The 16,593-nt window shown below is 64.6% G+C and carries 15 protein-coding genes; 8 read left to right on the top strand and 7 right to left on the bottom strand.

The features are described from left to right. The first annotated feature begins 10 nt into the window (after positions 1 to 10). The gene (locus LB538_RS09635; protein WP_224526874.1) at positions 11 to 565 is read left to right on the top strand and encodes a CGNR zinc finger domain-containing protein; all 555 of its coding nucleotides are present in this window, start codon (positions 11 to 13) and stop codon (positions 563 to 565) included. A 26-nt stretch (positions 566 to 591) separates the two neighbouring features. On the opposite strand, the gene LB538_RS09630 is transcribed toward LB538_RS09635, so the two are convergent. Further along, positions 592 to 1,317, bottom strand: a complete 726-nt coding sequence (locus LB538_RS09630; protein WP_095766047.1) for an HAD family hydrolase — start codon at positions 1,315 to 1,317, stop codon at positions 592 to 594. A 6-nt stretch (positions 1,318 to 1,323) separates the two neighbouring features. After that, entirely contained in the window at positions 1,324 to 2,967 is a 1,644-nt protein-coding gene (gene pgi / locus LB538_RS09625) for a glucose-6-phosphate isomerase (protein ID WP_224526877.1), read from the bottom strand. Between the two features lie 459 nt (positions 2,968 to 3,426). On the opposite strand from pgi, the gene LB538_RS09620 reads away from it, so the two are divergent. Beyond that, positions 3,427 to 4,920 carry a PLP-dependent aminotransferase family protein gene (locus LB538_RS09620; RefSeq protein WP_095766049.1) on the top strand — a complete coding sequence of 498 codons (1,494 nt, stop codon included), beginning with the start codon at positions 3,427 to 3,429 and terminating at the stop codon, positions 4,918 to 4,920. Positions 4,921 to 5,141: 221 nt separating this feature from the next. Next, a complete protein-coding gene (locus LB538_RS09615; RefSeq protein ID WP_224526879.1) occupies positions 5,142 to 6,731 on the top strand; it encodes a trimethylamine methyltransferase family protein in 1,590 nt (529 codons plus the stop codon). Positions 6,732 to 6,907: 176 nt separating this feature from the next. Here LB538_RS09615 and LB538_RS09610 read toward each other — a convergent pair whose 3' ends face one another. Both LB538_RS09610 and LB538_RS09605 read right to left on the bottom strand, forming a co-directional pair. Beyond that, the gene (locus LB538_RS09610) at positions 6,908 to 7,306 is read right to left on the bottom strand and encodes a hypothetical protein (RefSeq protein WP_224526882.1); all 399 of its coding nucleotides are present in this window, start codon (positions 7,304 to 7,306) and stop codon (positions 6,908 to 6,910) included. Positions 7,307 to 7,436: 130 nt separating this feature from the next. Further along, positions 7,437 to 9,242: an IlvD/Edd family dehydratase gene (locus LB538_RS09605; RefSeq protein WP_224526886.1), complete on the bottom strand. Its 1,806-nt coding sequence runs from the start codon at positions 9,240 to 9,242 to the stop codon at positions 7,437 to 7,439. 150 nt (positions 9,243 to 9,392) lie between these two features. On the opposite strand from LB538_RS09605, the gene LB538_RS09600 reads away from it, so the two are divergent. Continuing rightward, complete coding sequence (locus LB538_RS09600) at positions 9,393 to 9,842, top strand: SRPBCC family protein (RefSeq protein ID WP_224526890.1); 450 nt, start codon at positions 9,393 to 9,395, stop codon at positions 9,840 to 9,842. A gap of 18 nt (positions 9,843 to 9,860) precedes the next feature. Here LB538_RS09600 and LB538_RS09595 read toward each other — a convergent pair whose 3' ends face one another. Beyond that, positions 9,861 to 11,039 (bottom strand): Mrp/NBP35 family ATP-binding protein, encoded by a 1,179-nt coding sequence (locus LB538_RS09595; protein WP_224527111.1) that lies wholly within the window; start codon positions 11,037 to 11,039, stop codon positions 9,861 to 9,863. 207 nt (positions 11,040 to 11,246) lie between these two features. Here LB538_RS09595 and LB538_RS09590 point away from each other — a divergent pair, with 207 nt between their 5' ends. After that, positions 11,247 to 11,624 (top strand): VOC family protein, encoded by a 378-nt coding sequence (locus tag LB538_RS09590; protein WP_224526892.1) that lies wholly within the window; start codon positions 11,247 to 11,249, stop codon positions 11,622 to 11,624. Positions 11,625 to 11,653: 29 nt separating this feature from the next. Here LB538_RS09590 and LB538_RS09585 read toward each other — a convergent pair whose 3' ends face one another. Next, the gene (locus LB538_RS09585) at positions 11,654 to 12,658 is read right to left on the bottom strand and encodes an inorganic phosphate transporter (protein WP_224526895.1); all 1,005 of its coding nucleotides are present in this window, start codon (positions 12,656 to 12,658) and stop codon (positions 11,654 to 11,656) included. A 3-nt stretch (positions 12,659 to 12,661) separates the two neighbouring features. Further along, positions 12,662 to 13,303, bottom strand: a complete 642-nt coding sequence (locus LB538_RS09580; protein WP_095766211.1) for a DUF47 domain-containing protein — start codon at positions 13,301 to 13,303, stop codon at positions 12,662 to 12,664. Between the two features lie 158 nt (positions 13,304 to 13,461). Here LB538_RS09580 and LB538_RS09575 point away from each other — a divergent pair, with 158 nt between their 5' ends. The 3 genes from LB538_RS09575 (at position 13,462) to LB538_RS09565 (ending at position 16,587) form a co-directional block, all read left to right on the top strand. Next, entirely contained in the window at positions 13,462 to 14,361 is a 900-nt protein-coding gene (locus tag LB538_RS09575) for a LysR family transcriptional regulator (protein ID WP_095766056.1), read from the top strand. A gap of 193 nt (positions 14,362 to 14,554) precedes the next feature. Then, entirely contained in the window at positions 14,555 to 15,034 is a 480-nt protein-coding gene (locus tag LB538_RS09570; protein WP_095766057.1) for a formate dehydrogenase subunit gamma, read from the top strand. Next, positions 15,031 to 16,587: a formate dehydrogenase beta subunit gene (locus LB538_RS09565; protein ID WP_224526898.1), complete on the top strand. Its 1,557-nt coding sequence runs from the start codon at positions 15,031 to 15,033 to the stop codon at positions 16,585 to 16,587. Before LB538_RS09570 ends, LB538_RS09565 begins: the two co-directional genes overlap by 4 nt. Positions 16,588 to 16,593 lie beyond the last annotated feature (6 nt).

Here is a 16,593-nt window from a genome sequence, read left to right as displayed (position 1 = left end):
GCCGTCGCCGATGTCATTTCCCCATCGTATCGCCGGCAACCTGGCCCTTGACCTCGCCAACACCATCAGTCGGCGCGGCACCGACCGGGAAATCGACCATCTCGCGACGGCGGCGGACATCCTGGCGTGGTCAAAGCAAACGGGCCTGATCGACGATGATTTCGCGCTTCCTTCGGCCGACCACAAAGCTTTGGTCAAAGACTTTCTCGCCCTTCGCCGCGCCGTAAACGACGCCGGCGCGGCAATCGCTCATGGCGACGAACCTCCCGCTGCCGCGCTCGATACCATCAGAAAATACGCGGCCGAAGCGCTCAGAACCGCCGCGCTCGCTGGATCGCCGGTGTCGTTGCATTTTCGAGGCGCCAATCGCATCACCGGGGCAATCGCGTGGTCGGCTCTCGACCTGCTTCGCGGCGACGAACTATCGCGTCTCAAACAATGCCCGCCGCACGACTGCCGCTGGCTTTTCATAGATCGAACGAAGAACGGTTCGCGACGGTGGTGCGAGATGAACAGCTGCGGCAATCGGGCCAAGAAGCAGTCGCATCGGAGAATGGCTGATTGAGGCGTCTTCCTGGGACGGCGCCTGGTCTAACCCGCCGGCACGTTCACCCGCGCAGTCAGAAAATCCGGCAGGTCGGCGACCGAGTCCAGAACGACGTCCGCCATCGGCGCCAGCGAGTCGCGCGTGCCGGTGCCGGAGAGCACCCCCACCGCCAGGCCGCAGCCGCCGGCGCGGGCCATTTCGAGATCGTGTCGGTTGTCGCCGACCATGGCGATCTCGCCGGGCCTCAACCCGGTCAGGTCGCAGAAAGCGACGACCGTGTCGGGCGCCGGCTTGGAGTTAGCAACGGCGTCATAGCCGAAGGCGGCATCGAAGAGCTGCGCGATGCCCAGCGTGGCCAGCGTCTTTTCGGCGCCGCTGGTCGAATCGTTGGTGGCGACGCCCATGCGATAGGATCGTTTGTGCAAGGCCCGCAACGAGTCGACGACGCCCGGCAGCGCGACCGCCATAGCCGAACCTTGCGCCGAGGTGATCTCGTTGAAGCGGGAAACGGCGTGCATCTGGTCCTCCTCGGACAGGCGCGGAAACCAGAGCTCGACGACGTCCATGTTCGAGCCGGAGGCGAAGATCGAATCCGGCTTGAAGCGCTTCGTGACGAAGTCGAAGCCGGCGGCGGCGAGCAACCGATCCGCCTTCCAGCGATCGCCCTCGGCGGCATCCATCGCCATGAAGTCGGCGACTCCGAGCCAGGTTGCGTTGAAGTCGACAAGCGTGCCGTCCTTGTCGAACAATATTCCCTTGATATCCGCCAATCCCGTTTACTCCGCGCCGCGCAATTGGTGGATATGTCCCACCAGCCCGGCAGTCGAGGCGTCGCGTTTTGCGGCAGTCTCCTTGCCTTCCACGACAGGCAGCAGGCCTGTCGCCAGTTCCTTGCCGAGCTCGACGCCCCATTGGTCGAAGGAATTGATGTTGAACAGCGTGCCTTCGACGAAGACGCGGTGCTCGTAAAGCGCGATGAGCCGGCCGAGCGTGCGCGGGTCGAGCTTTCTGTAGAGAATGGTCAGCGAGGGGCGATCGCCCGAGAAGACGCGGTGCGGCGCGATGCGGTCGACGTCGGCCGGCTTCATGCCCTTGGCCAGCATCTGGGCGCGCGCCTCTTCCAGCGTGCGCCCCTTCATGAGGGCCTCCGACTGCGCCAGGCAGTTGGCGAGCAAAAGATCATGCTGGTGTTTCAATTCGGGCTCGTGACCGACAGCGGCGGCGAGGAATTCGACCGGGATAAAGTCGGTGCCCTGATGCAGGAGCTGGAAGAAGGCATGCTGGCCGTTGGTGCCGGGCTCGCCCCAGACCAGCGGGCCGGTCGGCGTGGCGACCGCAGTGCCGTCCAGCGTGATGCTCTTGCCGTTCGATTCCATGTCGAGCTGCTGCAGATAGGCCGGCAGGCGCGACAGGCGCTGGTCGTAAGGAATGACGGCGCGCGCCGGATATTTGCAGACGACGCGATGCCACCAGCCGATCAGTCCCAGAAGCACCGGCAGGTTCTTCTGCATCGGCGCCGAGCGGAAATGCTCGTCCATCTCATGCGCGCCGTCGAGCAAGGCGCGGAAATTGCGCGGGCCGACGGAAATCATCACCGGCAGGCCGATGGCGCTCCAGACCGAATAGCGGCCGCCGACCCAGTCCCAGAAGCCGAAGACACGGTCCTGCTCGATGCCGAACTTCGCCACCAGGTCGAGGGCGGTCGAGACGGCGGCGAAATGCTTGCCGACCGCTTCCTTGCCCAACGCCTTCTGAACCCAATCGCGCGCCGTCTGCGCATTCGTCATCGTCTCGACCGTGGTGAAGGTCTTGGAGGCGATGATGAACAAAGTCGTCTCGGCAGACAGACCCTTCAGCGTGTCATGGATATGGGCGCCGTCGACATTGGAGACGTAATGCGCGCGCGGTCCGTCATGATAGGGCGCGAGCGCCAGCGTCACCATCGCCGGGCCGAGGTCCGAGCCGCCGATGCCGATGTTGACGATGTCGGTGATCTTCTTGCCGGTGGCGCCGGCCGCCTTGCCGGAGCGGATGGCGTCGGCGAAGGCGCCCATGGCGTCGAGCACGGCGATCACATCGGCCTTGGTGTCCTGGCCGTCGACGATCACGCTCTTGCCGGTCAGGTTGCGCAGCGCGGTGTGCAGCACGGCGCGGTTCTCGGTGATGTTGATCTTCTCGCCCTCGAACATGGCGGCGCGACGTCCCGCGAGGTCGGCGGCGGCGGCGAGCTTTTCCAGCATCGTCATCGTGTTTGCGTCGACGGCACATTTCGACCAGTCGAGCAGAAGGTCCCCATCGGTGGCGGAGAATGTCTCGAAGCGCTTGGGATCGGCGGCGAAGGCCTCGCGCATTGTGCCCTTGGCCGCCGCGCGCTGCTCACGCAGAGCGGTGACCTGCTTGTCGAAGGCTGACTGATCCACTGGCGGGCTCCTGGCGGGTTTTTAGACCATTTTAACAGGCTGGATGTTTCCGGCGCGTGTCGGCGCGTCATTCTATCGAGCCGATTTCCATTTCGTTCAAGCGCGGCTTTGCCGCACCGCATTCACGCTTTGATGAGGGGCGGTGTTGGATGGTGAGGTGCGGGAACTCGCGGCGGGGCGCTGGGCGGAGGGCGACGATGCTGTCGCATCGCGCCTTGGAACAGTGCCGCGACGATGCTGCGCATCGCGCCTCGGCAGGGCCGCGACGATGCTGCGCATCGCGCTTGGATGCTGCGCATCGCGCCTGAACGCGGCGACGACGCTTCGCGTCGCGCTTGATAGATCACTGGCATAAATCCCAGCGATCAGAAAAATTGATTGGCGCAACCCCTTATGCCACCCATACACTCCACTGGTCCAGCCAAGTGAAAACAGCTGGCCGTCCGAGGAAGATTTCCCATGCCACAGCGCAATGACACGGCCATATGGTCCGGCCTGTTCCGGATTTCGGCTGAATCCGGCCAAACCCTCCAGGCGCAGATCCGCCAGGCGATCGTCGCGGCCATTCTCGACCGACAGATCGCCGCCTCGATGCCGTTGCCGTCGTGCCGAATTCTCGCGGAAAAACTCGGGGTTGCCCGCGGCACAGTGGTGCTCGCCTTCCAGCAGCTGGTCGACCAGGGCTTCCTGGTGGCGCGCGAACGGCGCGGCCATTTCGTTAATCCGGACGTGCTGGCCACTCCCGCCAAGCCGCACCAGAAAGCGCCTGACCAGCAGAACGAGATCGACTGGAAGGCGCGCCGGCAGATCGCCGCGAGCGACATGCCGCCGCCGGCCAAGCACGACAACTGGATCAAGTCCTCCTATCCCTTCGTCTACGGCCAGTTCGATCCGGCGCTGTTTCCGACCGCCGAATGGCGCGAGTGCAACCGCATGGCGCTGGCGGTGCTCGAGATCCGCAACTGGGCGTCCGACATGGTGGATCGCGACGATCCGCTGCTGATCGAACAAATCCAGGCCAGGCTTCTGCCGCGGCGCGGTATCTTCGCCAATCCGGACGAGATCATCGTGACGCTGGGCGCGCAGAACGCGCTTTACATGCTTGCATCGCTGCTAATGACCAAGGGCTCGAAGGTGGCCATGGAAGACCCGGGCTATCCCGACGCCCGCTCGATCTTCCGGCTGGCCGGCGCCGATATCCAGCCGGTTCCGGTCGACCAGTCGGGCATCGTGACCTCGGCGATCCCCAGCGATTCCGGCTTCGTCTTCGTCACGCCCAGCCACCACTGCCCGACCATGGTGCCATTGTCGGCCGAGCGGCGGCAGGATCTCCTGGCGCGCGCCAACCGCAACAACCAGATCATCATCGAGGACGGCTATGACAGCCAGTTGCTCGATGAGGCGCCGCAGCAGGCGCTGAAGAGCCTCGATCGTTCCGGCCGCGTGATCTATGTCGGCTCGATGTCGAAGACGCTGGCTCCGGGTCTCAGGCTTGGCTACATCGTGGCCTCGGCCGGGCTGATCGCCGAGCTTCGCGCACTGCGCCGCTTCATGCTCAGGCACCCGCCGGCGAACAACCAGCGCGCCGTTGCGCTGTTCCTGTCGCTCGGCCATCACGAGGCGCTGGTGCGCAGGCTTTCCACCGCCTTCGACGAACGGCGCAAGCGTCTGGTCCATGCGATTTCCGCCTTCCTGCCAGAGTGGCGCTCGACCGATTCGGCGGGCGGCACATCGCTGTGGCTGGAAGGGCCGCGCGGCACTGATTCACGCGGCCTTGCGGAAGCGGCCGCTTCGCGCAGCGTCATCATCGAACCCGGCGACCGGTTCTTCGATCGCAGCGAAAAGCCCTCTCGTTTCATGCGCTTGGGCATCTCCTCGATCTCGCTGCAGCATATCGAGCCGGGCATCCGCGAACTTGCCACCGCCGCCGGGCGCAGGCCCGCCGCCGCCTGATCGCCACGGACCTCCTGAAAAAGAGCCGGCACCGCGCCGGCTCTTTTTGTTTGGGCGCATGTTTGCCGCTTTAGCACTCTGGCATATTCGACGGGATTGCTTGGCCCATAGGCTGTGCCAATGCCGGCGGCATAGTCGGAGCCAGAAGGGGACGAGGCAGCCGATGGTGGACCAACCGCCGCGTTCGCCGCGCAGAAAAAGACAAAAGGTGGAGTGCTTCCATGTCAGTGGCTCTCGAGAAGCAGGAATCGTCGTCGGACCAGCGTTCGCGGCGTTCCGGCGGGCGCGAAGCGCGCCGCGCGATGCGGGCAGCGCCCTTGGCCGACGACATCCGTCCGGTGCGGCCGGGGCTTGAAGGCGGCAGCTATGGCCCATTGAGCCAGAACGACCGCGAACGCATCCACGAAGCGGTGCTGACCCTCCTGGAAACGGTCGGCTTCGCCAATGCCATCCCGTCCTGCATCGAGGCGCTGACCCGGGTCGGCGCCACCCATGGCGATGACGGCCGCGTTCGGCTGCCGCGCGCCTTGGTGCTGGACACGATCAAAAAGGCGGCGCGCAACTTCACCCTCCATGGCCAGGATCCGAAGCACGACATGCTGATCCAGGGCAAACGCGTGCATTACGGCACGGCGGGCGCGGCGGTGCATCTGGTCGATGTCGAGAAGCGCGAATATCGCGAATCGCTGCTGCAGGATCTCTACGACGCCGCCCGTCTCGTCGATGGGCTGGACAACATCCACTTCTTCCAGCGCACCATGGTGCCGCGCGACATTCCCGACCCGCTCGATATGGATTTCAACACGCTCTATGCCTGCGTGATGGGGACGTCCAAGCATGTCGGCACCTCGTTCACCGTGCGCGAGAACGTCAAGCCGGCGCTGGAAATGCTTTATGCGATCGCCGGCGGGGAGGAGAATTTCCGCGCGCGGCCCTTCGTGTCGAACTCGAACTGCTTCGTCGTGCCGCCGATGAAGTTCGCCGAGGACGCCTGCGGGGTGCTGGAGGCCTGCGTCGAAGGCGGCATTCCGATCCTGCTTCTGTCGGCCGGCCAGGCCGGCGCCACGGCACCTGCCGCCATTGCCGGCGCCGTCGTGCAGGCGGTGGCGGAAGTGCTGATGGGCCTGGTCTATGTCAATGCCGTCAAGCCTGGACACCCGGCGATCTTCGGCACATGGCCGTTCGTTTCCGACCTCAGGACCGGCGCCATGTCGGGCGGCTCGGCGGAGCAAGCAGTGCTGACCGCGGCCTGCGCGCAGATGGCGCAATATTACGACCTGCCCGGCGGCTCGGCCGCCGGCATGTCGGACTCGAAGCTGCCCGACATCCAGGCCGGCTACGAGAAGGGCATCACCAATGTCATGGCGGGCTTGTCCGGCCTGAACCTGGTCTATGAATCGGCCGGCATGCATGCCTCGCTGCTCGGCTTCTGCCTCGAAAGCCTGATCATCGACAACGACATGCTCGGACATTGCCTGCGCTGCGTGCGCGGCATCGAGGTGACCGACGATGCGCTGTCGATCGACACCATCACCGATGTCTGCCTCAAGGGCCCCGGCCATTATCTCGGCAACGATCAGACGCTGAAGCTGATGCAGACGGAATATTTCTATCCCGCCGTCGGCGACCGTTTCTCGCCCAAGGAATGGAACGAGAAGGGCCGGCCCGACATCCTGTCGCGGGCAATCGCGGAGAAGAAGCGCGTGCTTGCCGAGCGCTTCCCGCGCCACGTCTCGCGCCTGCTGGACGACAAATTGCGCGCCCGCTTCGGCGAGATGATCAAATTGCCGCGCAGCAAGATGGGCGGCTAATATTCAGGTGAGGCCGGCCTGCAAACGATGCCTTCCTGCGCTTCCGGCCTTCGCCGGCCGAAGCACTCATGGGCGGCGGCGCGGAAGTTAAGGCTACGGCCGGCGTAGGCCGGTTCTCGGAAGACACCGTTTTCGACTCGGCCTGACCTGAATATCAACGCATACTATCCAGCGGTTCATTCCACACTCAGTCCGTAGCGCTCGACTACCTCGGCGTTGATCAGCTTGGCGTGCAGCGTCATCAGCACGATCTGCGCGTCGAAACTGTCGCCGGCCTCCAGCGCCGCCTCGATGCGGCGCTCGACCTGCAATGTCGGCTCGCGGCCGTTGGCCTGCTCGAACACATGGCGTCCGGCGACGCAATAGCCGCAGAGCTGCGCCACGGATGCATAGGCGTCCGCCGGCGGCTCATCGGGCCAGCGGTCGTTCATCAGGTTGACGATGGTGAGTTTCACGCCCTCTGGTACCAGCGCCGGATGCAGGTCGGCCGCACGCAACGCGTCGTCGAGCTGGCGCAGATCGCCGGAGCGGCCGAACATGCCGAGAAAGCCGAGGGAAGAGCGCCGTTTCGCCACGATGATCTGTCCCTTCCTGAGCTGCCGAGGTCGAGCTTATCTGTGGGTTCCTTGGAGATGAAACAAGGGCAACAGAAAAGGGCGGCTCGCCGTCGGCAAGCCGCCCCTTTGATCGGCCGAATAAATAGGCTTAGTGATTGTCGCGCGGCACGCCGCTGGTATGGGCGACGTCCTGGTATTTCACCGCCGGTTTCAGCACCATGCCGGCCGAGAACTGGTCGACCATGCCGCGCTGGATCTCCTGCCAAGGCGTCTGGTGCTGGGGATAGTGATAGCCGCCATTGGCCTGCAGCGCGGCGCGCCGCTTGGCGATCTCCTCGTCGCTGACGAGGATATTGGCCGTGGCCTTTTTCAGGTCGATGCGGACGCGGTCGCCGCTCTTGAGTAGCGCCAGCCCGCCGCCGATCGCAGCTTCTGGCGAGGCATTGAGGATCGACGGGGAGCCCGACGTGCCGGACTGGCGGCCGTCACCGATGCAGGCAAGGGCGTGGATGCCCTTCTTGATCAGGTAGGCCGGCGGCTGCATGTTGACCACCTCGGCGCCGCCCGGATAGCCGACCGGACCGGCGCCGCGCATGAACAGGATCGTGTGCTCGTCGATGCCCTGCGCCGGATCGTCGATGCGGGCGTGGTAATCCTCCGGCCCGTCGAAGACCATGGCGTTGCCCTCGAAGGCCTCCGGGTCGTTCGGGTTGGAGAGGTAGCGCTCACGGAATTCGGGCGAGATGCCGCTGGTCTTCATGATGGCGGAATCGAACAGGTTGCCCTTGAGGTTGATGAAGCCGGCATTGGCCTTGAGCGGCTTGTCGGCGCTGCGGACGACGTCGTGATTCTCGTTGACGGCATCCCGGCAATTGTCGCCCATCGACCTGCCGTTGGCGGTGACGGCATCGGGATGCGGCAGCAGGCCGCCCTTCATCAGTTCGGCGACGACTGCCGGCACGCCGCCGGCATGGTGATAGTCTTCGCCGAGATACTCGCCCGTCGGCTGCAGGTTGACCAGCAGCGGGATGTCGAGGCCGATCTTCTGCCAGTCGTCATTGTCGAGCGGCACGCCGAGATGGCGGGCGATGGCGTTGAGGTGGATCGGCGCGTTGGTCGAACCGCCGATGGCCGAGTTGACGACGATGGCGTTCTCGAACGCCTCGCGGGTCATGATGTCGGACGGCTTCAGATCCTCATGCACCATCTCGACGATGCGCTTGCCTGTCTCGTAGGAAATCTGGCCGCGCTCGCGGTAGGGTGCAGGGATAGCGGCCGAGCCGGGCAGTTGCATGCCGAGCGCCTCGGCCAGCGAATTCATCGTGGTAGCCGTGCCCATGGTGTTGCAATAGCCGGTCGACGGCGCCGAGGAGGCGACGATGTCCATGAACTCGTCATAGTCGATCTCGCCGGCAGACAGCCGCTGGCGCGATTCCCAGACGATGGTGCCCGAACCGGTGCGCTTGCCCTTGTGCCAGCCATTCAGCATCGGGCCGACCGAAAGCGCGATCGCCGGGATGTTGACGGTGGCCGCCGCCATCAGCAAGGCAGGCGTCGTCTTGTCGCAGCCGATGGTCAGCACGACGCCGTCGAGCGGATAGCCGTAGAGCACTTCGACCAGGCTGAGATAGGCAAGGTTGCGGTCGAGCGCGGCCGTGGGGCGCTTGCCGGTCTCCTGGATCGGATGGCAGGGGAATTCGAAGGGGATGCCGCCCATCGAGACGATGCCCTCGCGCACGCGCTTGGCAAGCTCGAGGTGATGCCGGTTGCAGGGCGAAAGGTCGGAACCGGTCTGCGCGATGCCGATCAGCGGCTTGCCCGACATCAGCTCGGCGCGAGTCAGGCCGTAATTGAGGTAGCGTTCGAGATAGAGCGCCGTCATGCCCGGATTGTCGGGATTGTCGAACCACTCCTGCGAGCGAAATTTCTTCTTCTTGGTGGGGGCGCCTGCCATGGTGGTCTCCGTATTTGTATGACAAATCGATAGGACAATGCGTTCATGCAGGCAAGAGGCAGGCGCAGCCGGAACCCGGACTTTGGTGCGATAGACTTGTTTCGGGCCGCGCGCTACGACCAACCGGCATCAGCAATGCGGGAGGTCTTGATGGCTTTGGTGATCGAAGGCGAGGAGCGGATCGCCGCACCCATCGGGAAAGTGTGGGAAGCCCTTAACGACCCGGAGATCCTGAAGGTGGCGATTCCCGGCTGCCAGAGCCTTGAGAAGAATTCGGACACCGCCATGGCTGCGACCGTGGTGCTCAAGATCGGCCCCATCAAGGCGACCTTCAACGGCGAAGTCACGCTGAAAAACCTCAAGCCACCGCATTCCTACACCATCCAGGGCGAAGGCAAGGGCGGCGTTGCCGGTTTCGCCAAGGGCGGCGCCGACGTGACGCTGACCGCCGAAGGGGCGGACTCGACAGTGCTCAAATACGCCGCCAAGGCCGAGGTCGGCGGCAAGATCGCGCAACTCGGCAGCCGGCTGATCCAATCGACATCGAAGAAATTGGCAGGGCAGTTCTTCTCGACGTTTGGCGAGAAGGTCGGCGCCTGACCCTCAAAGGAAAGGGCGTTATTCGAACACGATGCTTGGCACGGCGGCTTCGGCGGCGCCGCGCTCTTCCTGGACCCTTTCCCAGACCTTGCTGGCGATATCGCGGTAGATCTTTGCTTCCGCGCCCTCCGGCTTGGAGGCGACGACCGGGGCGCCGGCATCCGAGCTTTCGCGGATGCCCATCTCAAGCGGCACCTCGCCGAGGAAGGTGACGCCGAGGCGCTCGGCCTCGCGGCGCGCGCCGCCATGGCCGAAAATGTCGTAGCGCTTGCCGGTGTCGGGAGCGAGAAAGTAGCTCATATTCTCGACGATGCCGAGCAGCGGCACGTCGACCTTCTTGAACATGTTGAGGCCCTTGCGGGCGTCGATCAGCGCCAGATCCTGCGGCGTCGAGACGATGACGGCGCCGGCGAGCGGCACCTGCTGGGCCATGGTGAGTTGGGCATCGCCGGTGCCGGGCGGCATGTCGACCACCAGCACGTCGAGCGGACCCCATTCGACCTCGCGCAGCATTTGCGTCAGCGCCGACATCACCATCGGGCCGCGCCAGATCATCGGCGTCTCCTCATCGACGAGGAAGCCCATCGACATCACCTTGAGGCCGTAATTCTGCATCGGCTTCAGCACCTTGCCGTCGACGGTCTGCGGCCGGCCGTGGATGTTGAGCAGCCTGGGCATGGACGGGCCGTAGATATCGGCATCAAGCACGCCGACCTTCAGCCCGTTGGCGGCAAGGCCGAGCGCCAGGTTGACGGCGGTGGTCGACTTGCCGACGCCGCCCTTGCCGGAGGCGACGGCGATGATGGCGTCGATGCCGGGCACGCCGCGCCTGCCATGGCTCTGCGAGGCGGGCGCATGCGGCGCGGGGCGCTGCGGCGCCGGCTGCGGAGTCGGCCGCTGCGGGGCAGACGCGCGCGGCGGAACCGGCGCTTCCATGCCGCCGCCCTTCTTCTCCGCCGTCAGCGCGACGACCGCGCTGGCGACGCCGGGGATAGCCTTCACCGCGCGCTCGGCGGCGGCACGCAACGGCTCCAGCTCCTGGGCGCGGGCGGCGGGCACGGTGATCGAGAAGAAGACCTTGGAATCGGCGATGAAAATCTCCGAGACCATGCCGAGATCGACGATGTTGCCGGTGAAGTCCGGCCCGTTCACCGTCTTCAGGCGCTCGATGACGGATTCCTTGGTAACGGTCATGATCTTTCCTCGGCGTTTGGCGTTCCAGATAGTGCAGTTTGCCGGCGGAACCAAGCCGTGGCGCAACGGCTCGCCTGGCGTGCCCCGGAAAGCGACGGATGGTGTCGGATTTGGCCACGGCCGCGGCGCAGGTTCGGGCCCGGTCATAGCCAAACGGTGCGCCCGCGCTATCTCCATCGCCATCACGACAACCGGGGAAGGAAGACGGTCATGCTTGAAAACAGCAATGTGACAGCCAATCTCGCGGTGAAGGACATCGCCAAGGCAAGGACGTTCTACGAGGGCACGCTGGGCCTCAGCCAAGTGGATGACATGGATGGCGAGCTGATCGTCTACAAAACCGGTGACACGCTCCTCAATGTCTATCGCTCGCAATTCGCCGGCACCAACAAGGCGACGGCCGCAACCTGGGCGGTAGGCGACCGCATCGAGCCGATCGTCAAATCGCTGCGGTCGAAGGGCATCACCTTCGAGCACTATGATATGCCCGGCCTGTCGCTCGAAGGCGACATCCATGTCGGCTCGGGCATGAAGGTGGCCTGGTTCAAGGATCCCGACGGCAACATCCTGAACCTGGTGGGCAAATAGCGGCCGCTCTCAGGCGGAGCCGGAACCCGTCATCCGGCCAGCCTTGTGGCGAGATAGGTCAACGCCGAAATCGCCGCCGTCGCCGGCAAGGTGATCACCCAGGCGACGACGATGTTGCCTGCGATGCCCCAGCGCACGGCGGAGACGCGGCGCGCGGCACCCACGCCGATGATGGCGCCTGTGATGGTATGCGTCGTCGAAACCGGGACACCGAGCCAGGTGGCGGCGAAGAGCGTAATGGCGCCGCCGGTCTCGGCGCAAAAACCCTGCATCGGGTTCAGCCGCGTGATCTTCGATCCCATGGTGTGGACGATGCGCCAGCCGCCGAGCAGCGTGCCCAGCGCCAGCGCCGACTGGCAGGTGAGCACCACCCACAGCGGCACATGGAAAGTCGGGCCGAGCGCGCCCTGCGAAAAGAGCAGCACGGCGATGATGCCCATGGTCTTCTGCGCGTCGTTGCCGCCGTGTCCCAGCGAATAGAGCGAGGCGGAAAAGAACTGCAGCACGCGAAAGCTGTTGTCGACCGCGAATGGCGTCTGGCGCACGAACAGCCATGAGACGATGAGCACCAGGACGAGCGCCAGCACGAATCCCGTCGCAGGCGAGAGCACGATGGCCGCGACCGTCTTGCCGAGCCCCGACCAGACGATGGCGCCCAGGCCTGCCTTGGCGACGCCGGCGCCGACCAGCCCGCCGATCAGCGCGTGCGAGCTGCTCGACGGAATGCCGGCGACCCAGGTGACGATATTCCAGACGATGGCGCCGACGAGTGCGGCAAAAATCACCGCCGGCGTGACGATGCTGGCGTCGATGATGCCTTTTCCCACCGTCTCGGCGACATGCAGGCCGAAGAACAGGAAGGCGATAAAATTGAAGAAAGCCGCCCACAGCACCGCGTAATGCGGCCTGAGCACCCGGGTGGAGACGATGGTCGCGATCGAGTTGGCGGCATCGTGCAGGCCGTTGAGGAAATCGAAGAACAGCGCCACGGCAACGAGGCCGACCAGCAGGGGAAAGGCGATCGTGGCGTCCATCGCCTAAACGTTCTCGATGACGATGCCGCTGATCTCGTTGGCGACATCCTCGAAACGGTCGACCACCTTCTCCAGCTGGCCATAAATCTCCGAACCGATCAGATAGGCCATGGCGTCGCTGCGGCCGTGACGCTTGAACAGATCCTTCAGGCCATGCTCGTGCAGATCGTCGGCGCGGCCCTCGACGCGCATGACCTCCTCGGCGATGGCGTTGAGGCGCGCTGCGTTGGCGCCGACCTTGCCGAGCAGCGGGATCGCCTCGGCGACCAACCGGGCCGCCTGGACGATGACGCCGCCCATTTCCCGCATCAGCGGATCGAATTCCCTCACTTCGAACAGTTTCACCGTCTTGACGGTCTTGTGCATCATGTCGATGGCGTCATCCATCGACTGGATCAGATCCTTGATGTCGCCGCGGTCGAAGGGCGTGATGAAGGAGCGCCTGACGGCAAGCAGGACCTCGGCGGTGATGCCGTCAGCCTCGTTTTCGAGATCGATGATTTTTTGGCACCAGCGGTCGATGTCCTTGCCCTGGAGAAGCTGCTCAAGGGCTTCGGCGCCGCCGACCACGGTGCGCGAATGCCGCTCGAACAGGTCGAAGAAGCGATCCTCGCGCGGCAACAGCTTGCGAAACCAACCCAGCATGTCGTCCCTCCCTGCTTCCACCTATCCCACATAACGCCACGCGCGGCGCGGGAAAACAGATAGCCGGCTCAAAAATGTGGACGAGGCCGATTGCGCATGCGTCTTGCGAAGCAGGGCGATTTCCCCGACCTTGGGCAAACCGCGGCGGATCGGACGGCATGATCGACAAACTGGAATTCTTCATCGCTCTCGCCAAGGAGGAGCATTTCGGCCGGGCCGCAGAAGTGTGCGGTGTCACCCAACCGACCTTATCGGCCGGCATCAAGCAGCTCGAGGAACAGCTCGGCGTCATGCTGGTGCTGCGCGGCTCGCGCTTCCAGGGCCTGACGCCGGAGGGCACGCAGGTGCTGGGCTGGGCGCGCCGCATCGTCGGCGACTCCCGCACGATGCGCGAGGAGATGCGGGCGGCGCGCCACGGCCTATCCGGGCGCATCCGCATCGCCGCGATCCCGACGGCGCTCGCCATGGTGGCGCGGCTGACGACGCCATTCCGCGAAAAGCATCCGGGCGTCACCTTCTCGGTGCTGTCGCGCACATCCATCGAAGTGCTGTCGCTGCTCGGCAATTTCGACGTCGATGCCGGCATCACCTATCTCGACAACGAGCCGCTCGGGCGCGTGACCAGCGTGCCGCTCTATGACGAGCGCTATCAGCTGATCACGGCGGTCGGGAACCCCTATTCCGACCGCGACAAAGTGTCGTGGGCCGAGATCAGCCAGCTGCCGCTCTGTCTGCTGACGCCGGATATGCAGAACCGGCGCATCATCGACCAGCATCTGGCGGAAGCCGGCGTGCAGGTGCGGCCGACGCTGGAATCGAATTCGATGATCGTGCTGTTCTCGCATATCCGCACAGGCAAATGGTCATCGATCATGCCGCTCAACCTTGCGGAAACGTTCGGCTTTTCCGAGCCCATCCGGGCCATCCCGATCGTCGAGCCGGACGCCAGCCACACGGTCGGGCTGGTGGCGGCGCCGCGCGAGCCGCACACGCCGCTGGTGCAGGCGCTTCTGGGAGAGGCGATGGCGCTGGCGGACGATTTCCGCGCCCACCGCTAGGTTAGACAATGCGAGCCGCCGGATCTTGATAGAAAATTTCTATCAAACGACGAAAGCGCTTTATTGATTTCGGAGGTTTCCTCTGATTTCGTAAGGACTTAGCGATATTGCGCCCTATGCATGTCGTTGCCCCGAAACCGCTCTATATTCCGGGGTGACATACATTGGCCGCCACGACCAGGGAGGGCGCTGCGTGAGCATGCAGGCCGCAAGTACCGAGATCGCGTCGCGCACGGCGGCGATCATTGACGAGATGAAGGGCCTCGAAGGCCCGTTGCTGCCGATCCTGCACAGCATACAGGAAGAGTTCGGCCATGTTCCGAAAGACGCGCTGCCGGTGATCGCCGATGGGCTGAACCTGTCGCGGGCCGAGGTGCACGGCGTGGTCAGCTTCTATCACGATTTCCGCGCCAAGCCCGCCGGACGGCACGTGCTGAAGCTCTGCCAGGCGGAAGCCTGCCAATCGATGGGCTCGGACGCCGTCGCGGCCAAGATCAAGCAGTTGCTGGGCATCGATTTCCACGAGACCACGCGCGACGGATCGGTTACACTGGAGCCGGTCTATTGCCTCGGGCTTTGCGCCTGCTCGCCGTCGGCGATGCTCGACGGCGAAGTCATCGGCCGGCTCGATGACGAGAAGATCGAAGAGATCGTCGCGGAGGTACGTTCATGATCCCGCGCATCTATGTCCCGGCAGATTCCGGCGCGCTGGCGCTCGGTGCCGAAAAGGTCGCCAAAGCGATCGAGAAGGAGCTCAAGGAGCGCGGCGTCGAAGCCAAGATCGTGCGCAACGGCTCGCGCGGCGCCTATTTCCTGGAGCCGATGGTCGAGGTGGCCACGGCTGAGGGCCGCGTCGCCTATGGGCCGGTCAAGCCGTCCGACGTCAAGAGCCTGTTCGACAGCGGCTTCCTCAAGGGCGGCCATCATAAGCGCTGGTTGGGCTCCCCCGACAAGATCCCCTTCTTCGCCAAGCAGACGCGGCTGACCTTCGCGCGCTGCGGCATCATCGATCCGCTGTCACTCGACAGCTACAAATCGCATGGCGGCCTGAATGGCCTGCAGAATGCAGTGGCGATGGCGCCCGCGGACATCGTGAAACAGGTGACCGAATCCGGCCTGCGCGGTCGCGGCGGCGCCGGCTTCCCGACCGGCATCAAGTGGAAGACGGTGCTGGATACGGCGGGCGAGCAGAAATACATCGTCTGCAACGCCGACGAAGGCGACAGCGCCACTTTCGCCGACCGCATGATCATGGAAGGCGATCCCTTCGTGCTGATCGAGGGCATGGCGATCGCCGGCATCGCCACCGGCGCGACCAAGGGCTTCGTCTATATCCGCTCGGAATATCCGCATGCGGTGGCGACGATGAACAAGGCCGTCGCTATCGCCCGCAAGGCGGGCGTGCTGGGCGTCAACGTGCTGGGCTCGCCCAACGCCTTCGACATGGAAATCCGCGTCGGCGCCGGCGCCTATGTCTGCGGCGAAGAAACCTCGCTCTTGAACAGTCTCGAAGGCAAGCGCGGCGTGGTGCGCGCCAAGCCGCCGCTGCCCGCGATCCAAGGCTTGTTCGGCAAGCCGACGGTGATCAACAACGTCATCTCGCTGGCTTCCGTGCCGATCATCATGGACAGGGGCGCTGCCTACTACAAGGATTTCGGCATGGGCCGCTCGCGCGGCACGATCCCGATCCAGATCGCCGGCAACGTCAAGCATGGCGGCCTGTTCGAGACGGCTTTCGGCCTGACGCTGGGCGAGATCGTCGACGACATCGGCGGCGGCACGGCTTCGGGGCGTCCGGTGAAGGCGGTGCAGGTCGGCGGTCCGCTCGGCGCCTATTTCCCGCGAGCTTTGTTCGACACGCCGTTCGACTACGAGGAATTCGCCAAGCGCGACGGGCTGATCGGCCATGCCGGCATCACCGTGTTCGACGACACCGCCGACATGCTGAAGCAGGCGCGCTTCGCCATGGAGTTCTGCGCCATCGAAAGCTGCGGCAAGTGCACGCCCTGCCGCATCGGCTCGACGCGCGGCGTGGAGGTTCTGGACAAGGTCGCCGCCGGCATCGAGGCGGAGAAGAACCTCGCGCTTGTCACCGACCTCTGCAACACGATGAAGTTCGGATCGCTTTGCGCGCTGGGCGGCTTCACGCCCTACCCGGTGATGAGCTCGATCACGCATTTCCCCGAGGATTTCAAGCCCGCGCCGGCGCGTGTGGCTGCTGAATAGGAGCTG

The organism is Mesorhizobium sp. Ca11 (assembly GCF_020165275.1).
Classification (GTDB): Bacteria; Pseudomonadota; Alphaproteobacteria; order Rhizobiales; family Rhizobiaceae; genus Mesorhizobium.
Note: the sequence above shows the minus strand (reverse complement) of the source record. Positions and strands in the feature narration are given on the sequence as shown.